This is a genomic window from Lutibacter sp. (assembly GCF_013041805.1).
Classification (GTDB): Bacteria; Bacteroidota; Bacteroidia; order Flavobacteriales; family Flavobacteriaceae; genus Lutibacter.
On the sequence record NZ_JABDRI010000061.1, the window covers coordinates 1 to 15,731 of the forward strand.

The window sequence follows — 15,731 nt, forward strand, 5'->3', positions numbered from 1 at the left end:
GGAAAGAGGAGCCATGTTATCTTCAGGACAGCGACAGTTAATTGCCTTTTTGCGTGCTTATGTGAGTAAACCAAGCGTTCTAATTTTAGATGAAGCAACATCTTCAATAGATTCTTATTCTGAGAAATTAATTCAAAAAGCCACAGATAAAATTACAAAGCATCAAACATCCATAATTATTGCACACAGACTAACAACAGTTAAAAAGGCTGATAGAATTATTGTCATGGAAAAAGGTGAAATTGTAGAGCAAGGTTCACATCTTGAATTGTTGGAGAAAAATGGGAGCTACAGAAACTTATACGATATGCAATTTGCGAATGAAATTATGTAATTGAGTTTTAATTTAAATCGTAACGAATAGTTTCAATTAACTCATTGTTCGTTTTAAATAGCACAAATTCACCATCTTTAATATAAGATATTTCTCCTGTTTCTTCAGAAACAACAATGCACAGAGCATCGGTTTTTTCGGTAATTCCAATGGCGGCTCTGTGTCTTAATCCAAATCTAGCTGGAAGATTTTTTTTAGATAATGGTAATATAATTCTTGATGCAATAATAAAGTTATCTTTAATAATGACAGCGCCATCATGTAACGGACTATTTTTGTAAAATATACTTTTTAAAATCGGTTGATTCACTTCTGCATTCATTTTATCACCAGTTGATTTAATAAAATCTAAGTTGTGAGTTCGTTCTAGTACAATTAGCACACCTGTTTTTTTAAAAGCCATAGATTCACATGCTACTATTATAGATTCTACATCAACGCTTGTATGTATTTCAGTTTTTAAAAAACTAAGTTGTTTTAAAAAATTACGTTTGTTTGTGAAATTAGTAGAGCCTAACATTAACAAGAATTTTCTTACTTCAGGCTGAAAAACAATAAGAATAGCAATAGCTCCTAAACTAATTAACGTACCTAGCAAACCACTAAGCATTTCCATTTGTAAGGCTTCAGTAATTTTCCAAATAAGCACAATTAGAGCAATTCCAATAAAAATATTAATAGCAACGGTTCCCTTTAATAATTTATACACATAATACAATAAAACTGCTACCAATACAATGTCTAAAATGTCAAGAAAGGAAAAGTCTAAAAAATCGAGCATTTAAGTAGTTTTTGTAAAAATAGGAAAAAGATTGCATTTTAAATAGTTATTCGCAACCACAATCAGGAACTTTATCTTGATCAAAAATAAATTCAATTGGATTAATTAAAATAGCCGGGTTATTGAAATTATGAAGCATTGTTTTGTAAAATAAGTAATCTTGATATGATAGTTGGTCATTAAAGTTTAAATGCAGCATGGTTTGATTCCCTTCAGAAGAAAAATCAATAAACTCAAGCAATGTGGTTTTAAACTCTCCATTTTCCATTTTAGCATCATTAATCCAAGTATTATTTGGATTGAATGTTACGTTTATATTATTGTATTTTTTATAGGTTTCACTGTTTTCTTTTATATATGATTTAGATAAAGTACTGTCAGTTTTATAAATAACGGCATCAAATTCTAAAAATGAAAGCTTTTTTGAAGTTGTATCAGAATAGCTATAATAATCATGCATACCTTCTTCGGAATGAAATGAGTTTTTGTGCTTGTACTGCAGTTTTACAACAGAAGGAATAATTGCATTTAACCTTAAATGTTTATCAATATTATAAATCCAATGTGTAGTACTAATCGTGTTTTTTCTATTAACATCAGCTATGGTGTCATTATTTTTAATATCTAAAAACATCCAAACTTGAGAATGATTTTGAATTTCTTGAATTCCTGGTTCAGCTACCATAGGTATTTTTATCTGTTGTTTTGAACAACTTGTAATTAAAAGAACAGCTAGGATAAGTGATACTATTTTTTTCATGAATTATTGTTTAATAATTTAACAATTTTTATGGCTTCAATAGCTTCTTTTACATCATGAACTCTTAGCACATTAGCACCGTTTAAAAGTGCAATGGTATTTGCTGAAGTTGTTGCATTTAAAGCTTTATTTTGATCAATTTCTAAAGGTTTAAATAACATTGATTTTCTTGATAAACCAACTAATGTTGGAACTTCAAGGCTTTTAAATAAATCTAAATGTTTGAGTAGCTCATAATTTTGTTCTAATGTTTTTCCAAAACCAAAGCCTACATCTGTAATAATATCGTTTACTCCTAAAGTGCGTAATTCATGAATCTTTTTTGAAAAATAATAGATTAATTCTTGAGTAATATTAGTGTAAGTTGGTTGATTTTGCATGGTTTGAGGTGTGCCTTGCATGTGCATCATAATATATGGCACTTGCAATTTAGCAACAGTTGAAAACATATTTTCATCCATGTTTCCTGCTGAAATATCATTAATCATACAAGCGCCTAAGTGAATGCATTGCTCGGCAACTTTACTTCTAAATGTATCAACTGAAACTTTTAGTTTCGGAAATTCTTGAATAACAAGTTGTAGCACAGGTAAAATTCGTAATAATTCTTCTTCCTCCGAGATGTGTTTAGCTCCAGGTCTTGACGAATAGGCACCAATATCTACAAATGTAGCGCCTTCACTTAACATCTTTTCAATGTGGTTTACAATGGCTGATGCATTATTATATTTTCCTCCATCAAAAAAAGAATCGGGTGTAATGTTTAAAATCCCCATCACTTTTGGAGATTTTAAATCTACCAATGTTCCATTACAATTTATACTGCTCATTATCTAACAACTTTATTAATTACTTTTGTCATTATAGGAGCTTTGTAATTCGACATTAAATCACATAATGTTTCAACTGAATTGCTAATGATTAGCATATCTTTATTTGATTGTTTTAAATAACCTTCAGTCACCATGACATCTAATTGTGCTATTAAATTGTCAAAAAATCCGTTGGTATTTAATAGGCCTACAGGTTTTTGTTCAATTCCAAGTTGCCCTAAAGTTAGCGCTTCAAAAATCTCGTCTAAAGTTCCAAATCCGCCAGGCAATGCTATATAGCCATCAACTATTTTGCTTATTTTTACTTTACGTTTACTCATTGTTTTAGTTACAATCATCTCAGTAATTTTAGTATGTGCAACTTCTTCATGTCGCAATAAACCTGGAATTACCCCAATAACTTCTCCTTCTTGTTCAAGCATGGTATCAGCTAAAATTCCCATCATGCCAATTTTTCCTCCTCCATAAACCAGTCCAATATTATTTTTTGTAAAATGATTGGCTAATTTAATGGCATCATTTTTATAAACTTCATTAAAACCCAAACTAGAACCGCAAAATACAGCAACTTTCTTCATAAATAGATAATTGATTTTTTAATTCGTTAAATTTGTTCGAAATTTACGGAAATAATTAAAGTTACATGCAACAAACTTCAAAACAATATAACGACGTAATAGATAAATGCCGTTCATTATTTATAAATAAGTTAAAAGATTATGGAAGTGCTTGGAGGATTTTACGTTTACCATCATTAACAGATCAAATTTTTATAAAAGCCCAGCGTATTCGTCAGTTGCAGCAAAACACAACAAGAAAAGTTGATGAAGGTGAGGTTTCAGAATTTATAGGAATTATTAACTATTCTATTATGGCGTTAATACAGTTGGAAAAAGGAGTTGTGGAGCAACCTGATTTGAAAAATGAGCAAGCGATAAAGTTATATGATAAACATGTGGCAGTCACCAAACAATTAATGGAAGACAAAAACCATGATTACGGTGAAGCATGGCGAGATATGCGAGTGAGTTCTTTAACCGATTTAATTTTACAAAAATTATTAAGAGTAAAACAGATAGAAGATAATATGGGAAAGACCATAGTTTCCGAGGGTATTGATGCTAATTATCAAGATATGGTAAATTATGCTGTTTTTGCTTTAATTCATATTAATGAAACCAAATAAAATGAAACTATTAATTCATATTTCAAGAGTTTTTGTTGCTGCTACGTTTATTTTTTCAGGATTTGTTAAGCTTGTAGACCCATTAGGATCTGCATATAAATTTGAAGAGTATTTTGGGTATGACGTATTAAATATGGAATTTTTGATTCCGTATGCCCTACCATTTTCAATTATACTAATCCTTATTGAAATTATGCTTGGTGTTATGCTACTCTTAGGATATTTGCCAAAAGTAACTGTTTGGAGTTTGTTAGGAATAATTAGTGTATTTCTTTTCCTTACTTGGTATTCAGCATATTTTGATAAAGTTACAGATTGTGGATGTTTTGGTGATGCGCTAAAGTTAAGTTCTTGGGGAACCTTTTATAAAAATATTGTGCTTATAGTTTTTATACTATTGCTAGTTTTAAAACATGAATTTATTAAACCATTATTTAGTTTAAATACTGTGAAATGGACCTCTTTTTTATCCTTTTTTGTTTTTCTATTTATAACTTATTATGTTTTAGTTCATCTTCCAATTATAGATTTTAGACCCTATGCAATTGGTAAAAGCATACCAGAAGGAATGGAATATATAGGCGATGAAGATCCGCCCATACACGATTTTCTTTTAGAATCTGTAGATGGAAATGATTTAACTGAAGAAATTTTAGCGAAACAGCATGTTTTATTAGTTATAGCCTATAATTTAAGTAAAAGCGATTTGCAAGGGTTTTCTAATATTAAAATGATTACAGATGCTGCAATTGACAAAGGGTATACTGTTTATCTAGTATCTTCTTCAATGATTGAAGAGTATGAAGCGATAAAAAATGATTTTAATTTAAATATCGAGATGTTGTTTTGTGATGGAACTACATTAAAAACAATTATAAGAGCAAATCCTGGAATTGTAACACTTGATAAAGGTATAGTTACTGGAAAGTGGAGTTGGATTGATGCTGATTCGGTAAAATTAAAATAATATGAAACAAGCTTTATTGGTATTTGTTGGAGGTGGTTTTGGAAGTGTTGCTAGGTTTTTTCTAGGGAAATGGTTTAACAATATTGAGAATACGATTCCTTTCGGTACCATGTTATCAAATGTGCTAGGTAGTTTGTTAATTGGTATAATTTTGGGCTATTTAGGTAAAACTGGAAATATGTCTCAAAATCAATCTTTATTATTAGCTACAGGTTTTTGTGGGGGGTTCACTACTTTTTCAACATTTGCCTATGAAAATCATTTGCTAATTAAAAATGGCGATTACTTTAGTTTTTTGCCATATACACTATTATCTTTATTTCTAGGCTTTTCAGCTGTTTTTTTAGGACTTTATATTTCAAAATTTATTTAGTTAGAATTGGCTTAATGCTTTGTTAAGTTCCTAACTTCTTTATTTTTTATTATCAAAAAGACATAAGATTATGAGTATCCCCTATTTTTTTAGGGGGTAATAATCAATTTTTCTTCATTTTTAAATTTAAGCCTCATAAAACCATGGGGTAATTCATAAAAATATTAAATAAATATTGATGACCCTTTAAAAAAATAGGGTGTAATCAATAATAAATGTAAAAATTAAACAATGACCCCTAAAAAATTAGGGGGTATATAAATATATTTTTACTTTTGACTCGAAATCAATTAAAAAAATCATTTTTATTATGAAGAAAATCGAAGCAATTATTCGAAAATCAAAATTTGATGAAGTAAAAGAAGCTTTACATCAAATTGAAGTCAATTTTTTTAGTTACTGGGATGTAACTGGAGTTGGTCATGAGAAGCAAGGTCATGTTTATAGGGGTGTTAGTTATAGTACATCAGATATCCAGCGAAGATTTTTATCAATTGTAGTTTCAGATCCATTTTTAGATATAACTATTGATGCGCTTATAAAGTCTGCTTATACGGGAACTATAGGAGATGGAAAAATCTTTGTCTCAGATGTTATAGAATCTTATCGAATTAGAACAGGTGAAAAAGGGAGCGATGCCCTTAAATAAAATCAAACTTTAAAAACTAAACAAATTAAAAAAATATATTATGGATGCGAACGCTGTATTGGATTTAATGTGGATTGTGATCTGCGGAATTTTAGTATTTTTTATGCAAGCTGGATTTACACTTGTTGAAACGGGATTTACAAGATCTAAAAATACTGGAAATATAATAATGAAAAATATCATGGACCTATGCATTGGAAGTCTTGGTTTTTGGGCTATAGGTTATACAATTATGTATGGAGAATCAATAGGAACTTTTATTGGTAAACCTACATTATTCTTTGATAACAAGGAAGATATGCATAATTTATTCTTTCAAACCGTTTTTGCTGCTACTGCAGCAACTATTGTCTCGGGTGCTGTTGCAGGAAGAACTAAATTTTCTACATACCTTATCTTTTCTTTTATAATGACTGTTGTTATTTATCCAATCTCTGGTCATTGGGTATGGCAAGGAGATGGATGGTTAACAAAGTTAGGGTTTATTGATTTTGCTGGATCTACAGTAGTACACTCTGTTGGGGGATGGGCAGCTTTAATTGGAGCAATATTGATTGGTCCAAGGATAGGGAAATACACAAATGGAAAATCAAATGCTATCCCAGGGCATAATTTATTACTAGGTGCATTTGGTATATTTATTTTATGGCTTGGATGGTTTGGATTTAATGCAGGTTCAGAATTAGCTATTTCGGGTGATAGTGCTAATAATGTTTCAGGTATTATAATTACGACAAATCTTTCTGCTGCAGCAGCAGCAATAACAGCCATGTTTGTTACGTGGATAAGCTATGGAAAACCTGATATTTCAATGACATTGAATGGTGCGTTAGCCGGATTGGTGGCAATTACTGCGGGTTGTGCCGCTGTGAGTCCGCTTGGAGCATTTATTATTGGAATTATTGCAGGTGTTGTAGTTGTATTCTCAATTGATTTTATAGATAAAAAATTAAAAATTGATGATCCGGTTGGAGCTATTTCAGTACATGGTGTGGTAGGAGCTTTAGGAACTTTACTTGTTGGTGTATTTGCAACTGACGGAGGTTTACTATATGGTGGAGGGTTTCACCAATTAGGAGTGCAAGCAGTTGGTGTAATTTCAATTGCAGCTTGGGCCATCGGGACTTCATTTATAGTACTTTTTACATTGAAGAAAACAATAGGATTAAGAGTTTCTAAAGTAGAAGAAGAAGACGGCTTAGATATACACGAACATGATATTAACGTCTACAATAAATAAAAGTAAATAAGTAAAAACTAAAAAAATGAAAACAATTTTGAATAGAGTTAATATTAGAGTGTTATTTTTTTCTGTGATGTTATTCGCAAGTTTATCGAGTTATTCACAAGAGGAAAATGCTAATGAAAAAAAATTAAGTTTAAGTGGATCTGTTGATGCCTACTATCAAGCAAATTTAAGTGCTTCGGATGATATAGAACAATCATTTGGAACATCATTTGCTAATGGATTAGGTTTTGCATTAGGTATGGCAAACATTGTTGCTGCTTATGAGGGAGAGAAAACAGGGATAGTTGCAGATGTAGTTTTTGGTCCGAGAGGAGATGATGCTATTGGTGGTTTTAATATTAATCAGTTGTATGCTTATATAAATGTATCAGAGAATACTAAATTAACGTTTGGTAGGTTTAATACATATTTAGGGTATGAAGTTATTTCTCCAGTTGGTAATTTTAACTATAGTACTTCTTATTTATTCTCAAGTGGTCCTTTTTCTCATGTTGGTTTAAAAGCTGATTTTTCTTTGTCGGAAGATTTGAGTTTAATGTTAGCGGTTATGAATGTTACTGATGTTAATAGTAATTTAACAGGTGCTTATTCTTTAGGTGCTCAATTAGGGTATGCCGGACAATTTTTAAATTTCTATTATGATAATGGTGAGGCATTAGGTTTCGAGGCAGATTATACAGGAGGTTTTGATATTTCTGATTCATTCTTCTTAGGAATTAATGCAGCTATAGCTGATAATGATGGTGAAGGTTTCTCTGGGGCTGCTTTGTATCCTCAAATAGGTCTTTCTGATGATTTTACCTTAGGTTTTAGAGGAGAATATTTCTCTACAAAGTCTGATATTGTCGATGAATCAAGTGTTTTTGCAGCTACAATTACGGGAAGTTATACAGTAGAAAACTTAACAATAAAGCCTGAATTAAGATTAGATACTTGGGGAGATGCTACTCCATATGTTGATTCTGATGGTGTTCTAACTGATAAATTGTCATCTTTCTTGATAGCTGCTATTTACTATTTTTAAGGAATAGAGTTTAGGGAAAAAACGTAAAACTAAGTATTGATTGACATTAAGTTTTAGCTCATTCAGAAAATAATCTGGATGAGCTTTTTTAATGATGTTTGCCATAGGCTTTAACTCCAGCTAAAATTTCAATAGGTATAGTATTTTCTGCAGGAACTATTGGACACGACCATTTACTATTATAAGCGCAATAAGGATTATAAGCTTTATTAAAATCTATAATAATTATATTACTGCCATTAGATGGAATTTCTAAATCTAGGTACCGACCACCACCATAACTTAAATTGCCATTAGTGGCATCATGAAACGGTAAAAATAATTGGTTTTCATATTCAGTAGAGTTAAACAAATCTTGACTTTGATAAACGCTTAATGCTATTTTTTGATCATTCATTGAAAATCGAGCAATTCCATATTTTCTATATAGCGGAAGTCTTTCGGTAGTCGTCGCCATTGCAAAAATTGGAGTATTTGGTGTGAGTTCAAAATCGGCCTCAACTCTATAATTTTTATTAATTTCAAAAAAATCTAAGGTTTTAAATGTTTTTAAATCTTCTTTTGTTAGTGGAGAATCTTCTTCATCTGCATATTGCGTATTTAATTTATATTGAGCCAATCTAATTTTATCCTCGTATGTAGTTTTTTTCTCGGAACAATTTGTAAATATAAATAGAGTGGTTATAGCAAAAAGTAGTTTTTTCATGATGATTTGGATTATGTATCAAAAATACTAAAATTAATTAGTTTGCTTATGAAGTATTAGTTATTCAATAATTTTTGTAGTTTTGAAAGAATATAAGAGAATCTGATGAATAGTAATACCCAATATATTTCTGTATTTAAGTGGTTTGTAAAAGCTACTGGGATATGAATGTATTATAATTATTCAAGAATAAATAATATTAATTCATTATAAACCCGGCTAATAGTCGGGTTTTTTAAATTTAGGTTATGGTGAAAAGAGCGGTGCATGGGTATCGAAATTCATTTAAAGGGCTATCAAAAGAAGTTTGGTGGTTAGCTTTAATTACATTTATAAATAGGGCAGGGACAATGGTACTCCCGTTTTTATCACTATATCTTACCGAAAAACTACATTTAACATTAGCTCAAGTTGGTTGGGTGATGACAAGTTTTGGAGTTGGTTCTCTTGTAGGCTCGTGGTTGGGTGGTAAATTGACAGATAAAATAGGCTATTACAGGGTTATGTTTTGGAGTTTGTTAATTACAGGTTTTCTATTTATTGGATTACAATATATATCAACATTTATTGGTTTTGTGCTAGGTATATTTTTAACAATGTTGGTTGCAGATACTTTTAGACCAGCAATGTTTGTTTCACTTAAAGCATATAGTAAGCCTGAAAACCAAACAAGATCTCTAACGTTAATTCGTTTAGCAATAAACTTAGGTTTTTCTTTTGGACCATTTTTAGGCGGTTTAATTATAACTAGTATAAGCTATGCTGGTTTGTTTTGGATTGATGGGATTACGTGTATTTCTGCAATTTTATTAATGAGAGTAGTATTAAAACAAAAGGAATTTCATCCAAAAAAAGTAAGTGATTCAATAGAACATATAATTACGTCAATATATAAAGATAAACCCTATTGGATATTTTTGGCGGTCGTATTTTTAATGGGCTTTGTCTTTTTACAACTATTTACAACAATGCCACTTTATTACAAAAGTGTTCATAAGTTAACTGAGGTAGAAATAGGGCTATTAATGGCTATGAATGGATTTTTAATATTTCTATTTGAAATGCCGTTGATTCATTATATTGAAAAAAAGTTATTTAACAAACTCAAAATAATTACTGGAAGTTTAGCATTACTTGCTCTTAGTTTTTTGATTTTGAATGTAACAAATTGGGTAGGTATTTTGGTTATAAGTATGTTGCTTATAACTTTAGGGGAAATGCTAGCATTTCCGTTTACAAATAATTTTGCTATGTCAAGAGCTCCCTCAGGAAAGGAGGGACGCTATTTAGCTTTATATTCCATGGCATTTTCATTTGCTCATATTTTTAGTGCTAAAACTGGAATGGAAATGATTGATAGGTTTAGTTTTGAATTTAACTGGTATTTAATGGGAGCTTTGGGGTTACTTTCTATGGCACTCATGTTATGGTTAAGACAAAGTTTAAAAGGTGAAAAAAAATATTTAAATTAAAAATGACTTTCTAATTTTTTATGCAACTTTTTAAAATAGTCAAAAGCTAAAAGTAATCTTGAACCGTGCCAGCTAAAGAATTCTCCGTCTCCAAAAACTGTAATAGCTCTGTTTGTAAAGTTGGCTATTTGCATAGCATGTTCATCTTTAAAAGGAAATGGTTCTGAAGATAAAATGATGACTTCAGGGTCACCGTCATATCTAATTTTATCAATTTCAATTTTAGGATAGCGATCCATATTAGCATACACATTTTCAAACTTATTAAGTTTCAACAACTCATTAATATAGGTATTGTTTCCTGCAACCATCCAAGGTTTGGCCCAAATAAAATAAGCAACTTTTCGTTGAGGTTGATTTTTAATAAACTGTTTAAAATCGGTTAATTTAAATGAAATTTTTTCTACTAAATTTTTACTTTCTGTTCTTCTATTAAAAATGATTCCTAAATTTAGTATTAGATCAATCGAATCTTGAATGGTAGTTACATCCGAAAAATAGGTAGGTGCAATTTTTTCTAATTCTGGAAGAAAGTCGTAAGAATTTTCTTCTTTATTGCATAAAATAAAATCAGGATTTAACTCTTTAATTTTCTCAAAATCAACTTTTTTAGTTCCTCCAACTATTGTTTTTGTAGATTTCAAATGATAGGGATGAATACAGAATTTTGTAATTCCAATAAGCTCATTTTCAAGAGCTAAACTGCAAAGTAATTCAGTTTGAGATGGAACTAAAGAAATAATTCTTTTTGGTGAATTTGTTAATGATATTTCTCTTCCAAGTTGATCTTTAACTATTCTCATTTAAAATAACTTCCATTTGTTGTTGTAATTTCAATGCTTCTTTTTGGGCGGATTTTGCAAAATTCTCATCATTTCCAGCGTAAATAATACCTCTCGACGAATTGATTAATAAGCCGCAATCTTTTGTAAATCCATAATTGCAAACATCTTTTAAATTACCTCCTTGTGCGCCAACACCTGGAACTAATAAAAAATGGTTTGGAACAATTTTTCTAATTTCTGAAAAATATGCTGCTTTAGTAGCGCCAACCACAAACATTAAATTTTCTGAATTTTTCCAAGTCAGTGCTGTTTTTAAAACTTCTTTGTATAGTTCATCACGCTCAGTTTTTAATCCTTGAAAATCTAGTCCACCTTTATTTGAAGTTAAAGCCAATAATATAGTAGTTTTATTTTTGAAAGCTAAAAACGGCTCTACAGAATCACTTCCCATATAAGGAGCAACAGTAACCGAATCAAAATTTAAATCTTCAAAAAATGCTTTTGCATACATTGTTGATGTATTACCAATATCTCCTCGCTTAGCATCAGCAATAGTAAAAATTTCAGGATAATTAGTGTTTATATAAGTAATGGTTTTTTCCAATGCTTGCCAACCTTTGATACCATATGCTTCGTAAAAAGCAGTATTTGGCTTGTAGGCAACAGCTAAATGGTGTGTAGCGTCTATGAGTTGCTTATTAAACTCAAAAATGGGGTCATCTTCTGCCAATAAATGTGTTGGTATTTTACTTAAATCTACATCTAAACCAATACATAAAAACGATTTTTTGTGCTGAATTTGTTCTATTAGTTCTTGTTTGTTCATTAGTTTAAATTAAGAATTAAGCAAAAGTAATAATTTTAATACGTTAAGTTATAGTTGTTCATTAATTAATATATGCTATAATTTTTAGAATTGTCATTAAAAATCGAAAACGATTGCGCAAACAAGTAATTATAGCGTTCATATTTAAATGATAAATTGTAAATTTGTTGGATAAATTAGAACGATAAAAGTAAAATAGACTACCATGAGAAAACAAATAGTTGCAGGTAACTGGAAAATGAATAATGATATAGACGCTTCAAAGTCTTTGGTTAAAAATATTATTAAAAAATTAAAGAAAAAATCTCTAAAAAATACGCGCGTAATTGTGGCTCCTACGTTTGTAAATTTACAAAAAGTAGCTTCTAAGGCTAAGAAGACAAAAGTTGAAGTAGCTGCACAAAATATGCACCAAGCTAAAAGTGGTGCTTTTACTGGTGAAGTTTCAGCTGAAATGTTAAAATCTGTTGGAGTAAAAATTGTTATTTTAGGTCACTCAGAAAGACGTGAGTATTTTGGTGAAACTGATGCTATTTTAGCCGAAAAAGTAAATGCTGCTTTGGAGAATAAATTAGAAGTTATTTTTTGTTTTGGAGAAGTATTAGAGGATAGAAAATCAGATAATCATTTTAAAGTGGTTGAAAGCCAAATTAAAAACGGATTATTTCATTTAGAGGCTTCAGCTTGGAAAAATATTGTGCTAGCTTATGAACCAGTTTGGGCAATTGGAACTGGGGAGACGGCTTCGCCTGAACAAGCACAAGAAATGCATGCATTTATTCGAAAAATTGTGACTGATAAATATAATAGTGATGTTGCAGAAAGTGTTTCAATTTTATATGGTGGAAGTGTAAAACCTGCCAACGCAAAAGAGATATTTTCAAAAGAAGATGTAGATGGTGGTTTAATAGGAGGGGCTGCTTTAAATGCCGATGATTTTGTTGCATTAGTAAATTCTTTCTAAGCTAGTTTTAAAATTTAGTTAAAAATAAATACGGTTTTCTTTTGTTGTAAAAGGAAACCGTATTTTTGTATTTTATAAAAGTAATTATATGATAAATTACATAGGGTACACTTTTAAAGTCCTACCAAAAGAGCCAGCTACTGAAATTTTAATTGCACAACTTGGTGCAGCAGGTTTTGAAAGTTTTGTTGAAAATGAAGATGGAGTTACGGCATATATTCAAGAAATTGATTGGAATGTTGGAATATTATCTAATATTCAAATTTTAAATTCAGATGAGTTTGAAATCAATTATAAACAAGAAGTTATTGAGCAAACCAATTGGAATAGTGAGTGGGAAAAGAATTTTGAACAAATTCATGTAGATAATTTAGTGAGTATTAGAGCGCCTTTTCATGAAAATCCAAACTTAAAATATGATATTGTCATTGAACCAAAAATGAGTTTTGGTACTGGACATCATGAAACTACCCATATGATGGTTCAACATTTGTTATCCATGGATTTAACAAATAAAAAAACATTAGATATGGGATGTGGTACTGGAATTTTAGCCATTTTTGCTGAGATGAAAGGAGCACAGCCAATTGATGCTATTGATATTGATACTTGGTGTTATGAAAATTCTATTGAAAATGTGGAACGAAATAACTGTGAGCATATTTCTGTTTTTGAAGGAGATGCATCACTTTTAGTTGATAAAAAGTATGATTTAATAATTGCTAATATCAATAGAAATATTCTGTTGAATGATATGGATAGTTATATGAATTGTTTAAAGAACGAAGGCATTATTTTATTTAGTGGTTTTTACAAAGAAGATATTCCAATTATTGATACTGAAGTTTCTAAATATGGTTTGACCTTAGATACAATTATTAAACGAAATAACTGGGTAGCTTTGAAGTATTTAAAATAATTTTTATTTTAGCAATATGAGTACAAAGAGAAAAATACAAGAAGAGGTTGATGTAGAGGAAAAAGAAACAAATCAAAATGAGATTGTTTTATTTAACGATGATGTGAACACTTTTGATCACGTTATTGATTCTTTAATAGATATATGTGATCACACGCTCGAGCAAGCGGAGCAATGCGCATTACTAGTTCACTATAAAGGAAAATGTACTGTGAAAACAGGTGAATATAACGATTTGAAACCGCGTTGTATTAGATTGTTAACAAAAGGTTTGTCTGCAGAAATTATTTAATCTTTCAAAAATCAAAATTGTAAACTTAATTATATTGTTCAAATAAAAAAACCACCTCGATTGAGGTGGTTTTTTTTAATATTTAGTATTTCAAATTGTCATAGTTGACAATTGATGACTTACATTTCTACTTATTAGTTTGTACTAAAAGCTGTACTTTGACTTGCACCAAAATTACCAGACTCTTGAACTAATACTGTTCCACCAGCACTTAGTGTATATGAACCTATTGGATTTTGACCATCGTTCATTCCATCACCGTATGCATCATATACAATTAATGTATAATCTCTACCTTGACATAAGTTAAAGCTTTCAGTAGCAGAACCGATACCATCACCATATCCACCACCTGCAAGTATTGTATCTCCGTTAGAATCTAAAATATCCCAACTTGTTTCTGATGACCAGTAGTCAAAAGTAAAAGCTAATTCGACAGCAACTTCGTTGCAGCTTTGTGTATAAACAATAGTAGTTGGTTCACCAACAAATAAACCTTCATCTTCTACTAATTGAATAGATAAAGCATTTTGAGCAATACCTGGATCACTTAACTGAACAGTAAGTACTCCTTCGTTTGTACCTCCCGGTACAGTTACAGTTGTAGGCACAGTGAAAGTACCAGCAGCAGCTGAAGATCCATCAACATTTACGTTAATATTTCGGTCATTTCCTGTAATATTAGCAGCATATACTGTAATATCAACTGTTGTTGAAGCTCCTGGATCTACTAATGTAGAGTAGCTTGATTCTCCAAATGTTACAAAATTGGTGTCTAGTGGTTTCAAGTCTTCCTCACAACTATAAAACGTAAAAACAGTAGCTACTACTAAAAGTATGTATAATTTTATGTTTTTCATGATTCTCTATTTATGTTTTAACTACCCTCAGTTTAGAAATTGAGGGTAGTTTTAATTATTAATTTTGATTACTTATTAATGTATTATAATTTAATATAACAAAACACACTATTTATTACCTTCAGTAATATTAGGGTTGTCTGTAATCTCTCTTTGATGTATAGAGAAAGTTACTGCTGGATCATCATAAGAAATAGTTTCACCAGCTCTGTTTAAGTGATTTGTACCTCTGGTATTACTTAATTTTCTTCTCTTCATTAACAAATAACTTTTACCTTCACCAATAAATTCAATTTTAGTATTAAATACTATTTCTTCTAAAAGAGCCGCTCCAGATAATCCATCTACATATGCATAATCAGCAGGATTAGCAAATCGTTTAGCTAAAACTTCTTTTAACCTTGCTCTAGCACCAATATCATCACCGTCGGCAGCACTCATTTCAGCTGATAATAAATACATTTCTGTAACTCTCATATACACATAATCATCTGTTATTGGAAGTTGTCCAAATTGTACTTTATTTAAATTGTAGAATTTTCCAATAGGCATTAGAGGGTCAGCTCCTGGTATTAAACTACTTCCACTTGGAGCACCAAATTGTTGTTTTCTAATGTCATTAGGGTGTATTCTGTCATAAAGGCCATCATCAATTCCTCTGTAATTACCTACTGCTTGGTATGAATAACTGTAATAATCCATAAATCCATGCCAAGAAACTAAACCTAAATCATTCGCTACGGTTATATCA

The 15,731-nt window shown here is 30.5% G+C and carries 20 protein-coding genes; 11 read left to right on the forward strand and 9 right to left on the reverse strand.

Going from position 1 to position 15,731, the window contains the following annotated elements; all coding sequences use genetic code 11:
- A partial coding sequence (locus HKP59_RS07920; protein WP_291805391.1) for an ATP-binding cassette domain-containing protein occupies nt 1-334 on the forward strand: 334 nt, incomplete at its 5' end.
- A gap of 7 nt (nt 335-341) precedes the next feature.
- Here HKP59_RS07920 and cdaA read toward each other — a convergent pair.
- The 4 genes from cdaA to HKP59_RS07940 are packed head-to-tail and all read right to left on the reverse strand — an operon-like array spanning nt 342 to nt 3,286.
- Nucleotides 342-1,115 (reverse strand): diadenylate cyclase CdaA, encoded by a 774-nt coding sequence (gene cdaA, locus HKP59_RS07925; protein ID WP_291805393.1) that lies wholly within the window; start codon nt 1,113-1,115, stop codon nt 342-344.
- A gap of 46 nt (nt 1,116-1,161) precedes the next feature.
- Nucleotides 1,162-1,875, reverse strand: coding sequence for a hypothetical protein (locus HKP59_RS07930; RefSeq protein WP_291805394.1), 714 nt, complete (start codon nt 1,873-1,875; stop codon nt 1,162-1,164).
- Nucleotides 1,872-2,705 (reverse strand): dihydropteroate synthase, encoded by an 834-nt coding sequence (folP, locus tag HKP59_RS07935; protein ID WP_291805396.1) that lies wholly within the window; start codon nt 2,703-2,705, stop codon nt 1,872-1,874. Before folP ends, HKP59_RS07930 begins: the two co-directional genes overlap by 4 nt.
- Nucleotides 2,705-3,286, reverse strand: coding sequence for a TIGR00730 family Rossman fold protein (locus HKP59_RS07940; protein WP_291805398.1), 582 nt, complete (start codon nt 3,284-3,286; stop codon nt 2,705-2,707). The genes folP and HKP59_RS07940 overlap by 1 nt, the downstream gene beginning before the upstream one ends.
- Nucleotides 3,287-3,351: 65 nt before the next feature.
- Between HKP59_RS07940 and HKP59_RS07945 the strand changes: the two genes are divergently transcribed.
- The 6 genes from HKP59_RS07945 to HKP59_RS07970 all read left to right on the forward strand — a co-directional run bounded on the left by HKP59_RS07945 (nt 3,352) and on the right by HKP59_RS07970 (nt 8,156).
- Complete coding sequence (locus tag HKP59_RS07945; RefSeq protein WP_291805400.1) at nt 3,352-3,894, forward strand: DUF1599 domain-containing protein; 543 nt, start codon at nt 3,352-3,354, stop codon at nt 3,892-3,894.
- Nucleotide 3,895: 1 nt separating this feature from the next.
- Entirely contained in the window at nt 3,896-4,861 is a 966-nt protein-coding gene (locus HKP59_RS07950; protein WP_291805402.1) for a MauE/DoxX family redox-associated membrane protein, read from the forward strand.
- A 1-nt stretch (nt 4,862) separates the two neighbouring features.
- A complete protein-coding gene (crcB, locus tag HKP59_RS07955) occupies nt 4,863-5,234 on the forward strand; it encodes a fluoride efflux transporter CrcB (protein WP_291805404.1) in 372 nt (123 codons plus the stop codon).
- A gap of 310 nt (nt 5,235-5,544) precedes the next feature.
- On the forward strand, nt 5,545-5,883 hold the full coding sequence (locus tag HKP59_RS07960) for a P-II family nitrogen regulator (RefSeq protein WP_291805406.1): 339 nt from the start codon (nt 5,545-5,547) through the stop codon (nt 5,881-5,883).
- A 40-nt stretch (nt 5,884-5,923) separates the two neighbouring features.
- On the forward strand, nt 5,924-7,123 hold the full coding sequence (locus tag HKP59_RS07965; RefSeq protein ID WP_291805408.1) for an ammonium transporter: 1,200 nt from the start codon (nt 5,924-5,926) through the stop codon (nt 7,121-7,123).
- Nucleotides 7,124-7,148: 25 nt separating this feature from the next.
- Nucleotides 7,149-8,156: an outer membrane beta-barrel protein gene (locus HKP59_RS07970; protein ID WP_291805410.1), complete on the forward strand. Its 1,008-nt coding sequence runs from the start codon at nt 7,149-7,151 to the stop codon at nt 8,154-8,156.
- 88 nt (nt 8,157-8,244) lie between these two features.
- On the opposite strand, the gene HKP59_RS07975 is transcribed toward HKP59_RS07970, so the two are convergent.
- Nucleotides 8,245-8,862 (reverse strand): DUF1684 domain-containing protein, encoded by a 618-nt coding sequence (locus tag HKP59_RS07975; RefSeq protein WP_291805413.1) that lies wholly within the window; start codon nt 8,860-8,862, stop codon nt 8,245-8,247.
- A 248-nt stretch (nt 8,863-9,110) separates the two neighbouring features.
- Here HKP59_RS07975 and HKP59_RS07980 point away from each other — a divergent pair, with 248 nt between their 5' ends.
- A complete protein-coding gene (locus HKP59_RS07980; protein ID WP_291805415.1) occupies nt 9,111-10,334 on the forward strand; it encodes an MFS transporter in 1,224 nt (407 codons plus the stop codon).
- Here the strand turns inward: HKP59_RS07980 and HKP59_RS07985 are convergent.
- Together HKP59_RS07985 and pyrF are read right to left on the reverse strand one after the other, a co-directional pair.
- Nucleotides 10,331-11,137 (reverse strand): ABC transporter substrate-binding protein, encoded by an 807-nt coding sequence (locus tag HKP59_RS07985; protein WP_291805418.1) that lies wholly within the window; start codon nt 11,135-11,137, stop codon nt 10,331-10,333. The two genes, HKP59_RS07980 and HKP59_RS07985, sit on opposite strands and share 4 nt — an antisense overlap.
- Nucleotides 11,124-11,945: an orotidine-5'-phosphate decarboxylase gene (pyrF, locus tag HKP59_RS07990; protein ID WP_291805422.1), complete on the reverse strand. Its 822-nt coding sequence runs from the start codon at nt 11,943-11,945 to the stop codon at nt 11,124-11,126. Before pyrF ends, HKP59_RS07985 begins: the two co-directional genes overlap by 14 nt.
- A gap of 205 nt (nt 11,946-12,150) precedes the next feature.
- On the opposite strand from pyrF, the gene tpiA reads away from it, so the two are divergent.
- From tpiA to HKP59_RS08005, 3 genes are all read left to right on the forward strand, one after another.
- Nucleotides 12,151-12,909 (forward strand): triose-phosphate isomerase, encoded by a 759-nt coding sequence (tpiA, locus tag HKP59_RS07995; RefSeq protein WP_291805425.1) that lies wholly within the window; start codon nt 12,151-12,153, stop codon nt 12,907-12,909.
- A gap of 88 nt (nt 12,910-12,997) precedes the next feature.
- Nucleotides 12,998-13,828, forward strand: a complete 831-nt coding sequence (gene prmA / locus HKP59_RS08000) for a 50S ribosomal protein L11 methyltransferase (protein WP_291805428.1) — start codon at nt 12,998-13,000, stop codon at nt 13,826-13,828.
- A 16-nt stretch (nt 13,829-13,844) separates the two neighbouring features.
- A complete protein-coding gene (locus tag HKP59_RS08005; protein ID WP_291805430.1) occupies nt 13,845-14,120 on the forward strand; it encodes an ATP-dependent Clp protease adaptor ClpS in 276 nt (91 codons plus the stop codon).
- Nucleotides 14,121-14,254: 134 nt separating this feature from the next.
- On the opposite strand, the gene HKP59_RS08010 is transcribed toward HKP59_RS08005, so the two are convergent.
- Both HKP59_RS08010 and HKP59_RS08015 read right to left on the reverse strand, forming a co-directional pair.
- A complete protein-coding gene (locus HKP59_RS08010) occupies nt 14,255-14,980 on the reverse strand; it encodes a hypothetical protein (protein ID WP_291805432.1) in 726 nt (241 codons plus the stop codon).
- 108 nt (nt 14,981-15,088) lie between these two features.
- A partial coding sequence (locus HKP59_RS08015) for a RagB/SusD family nutrient uptake outer membrane protein (protein ID WP_291805434.1) occupies nt 15,089-15,731 on the reverse strand: 643 nt, incomplete at its 5' end.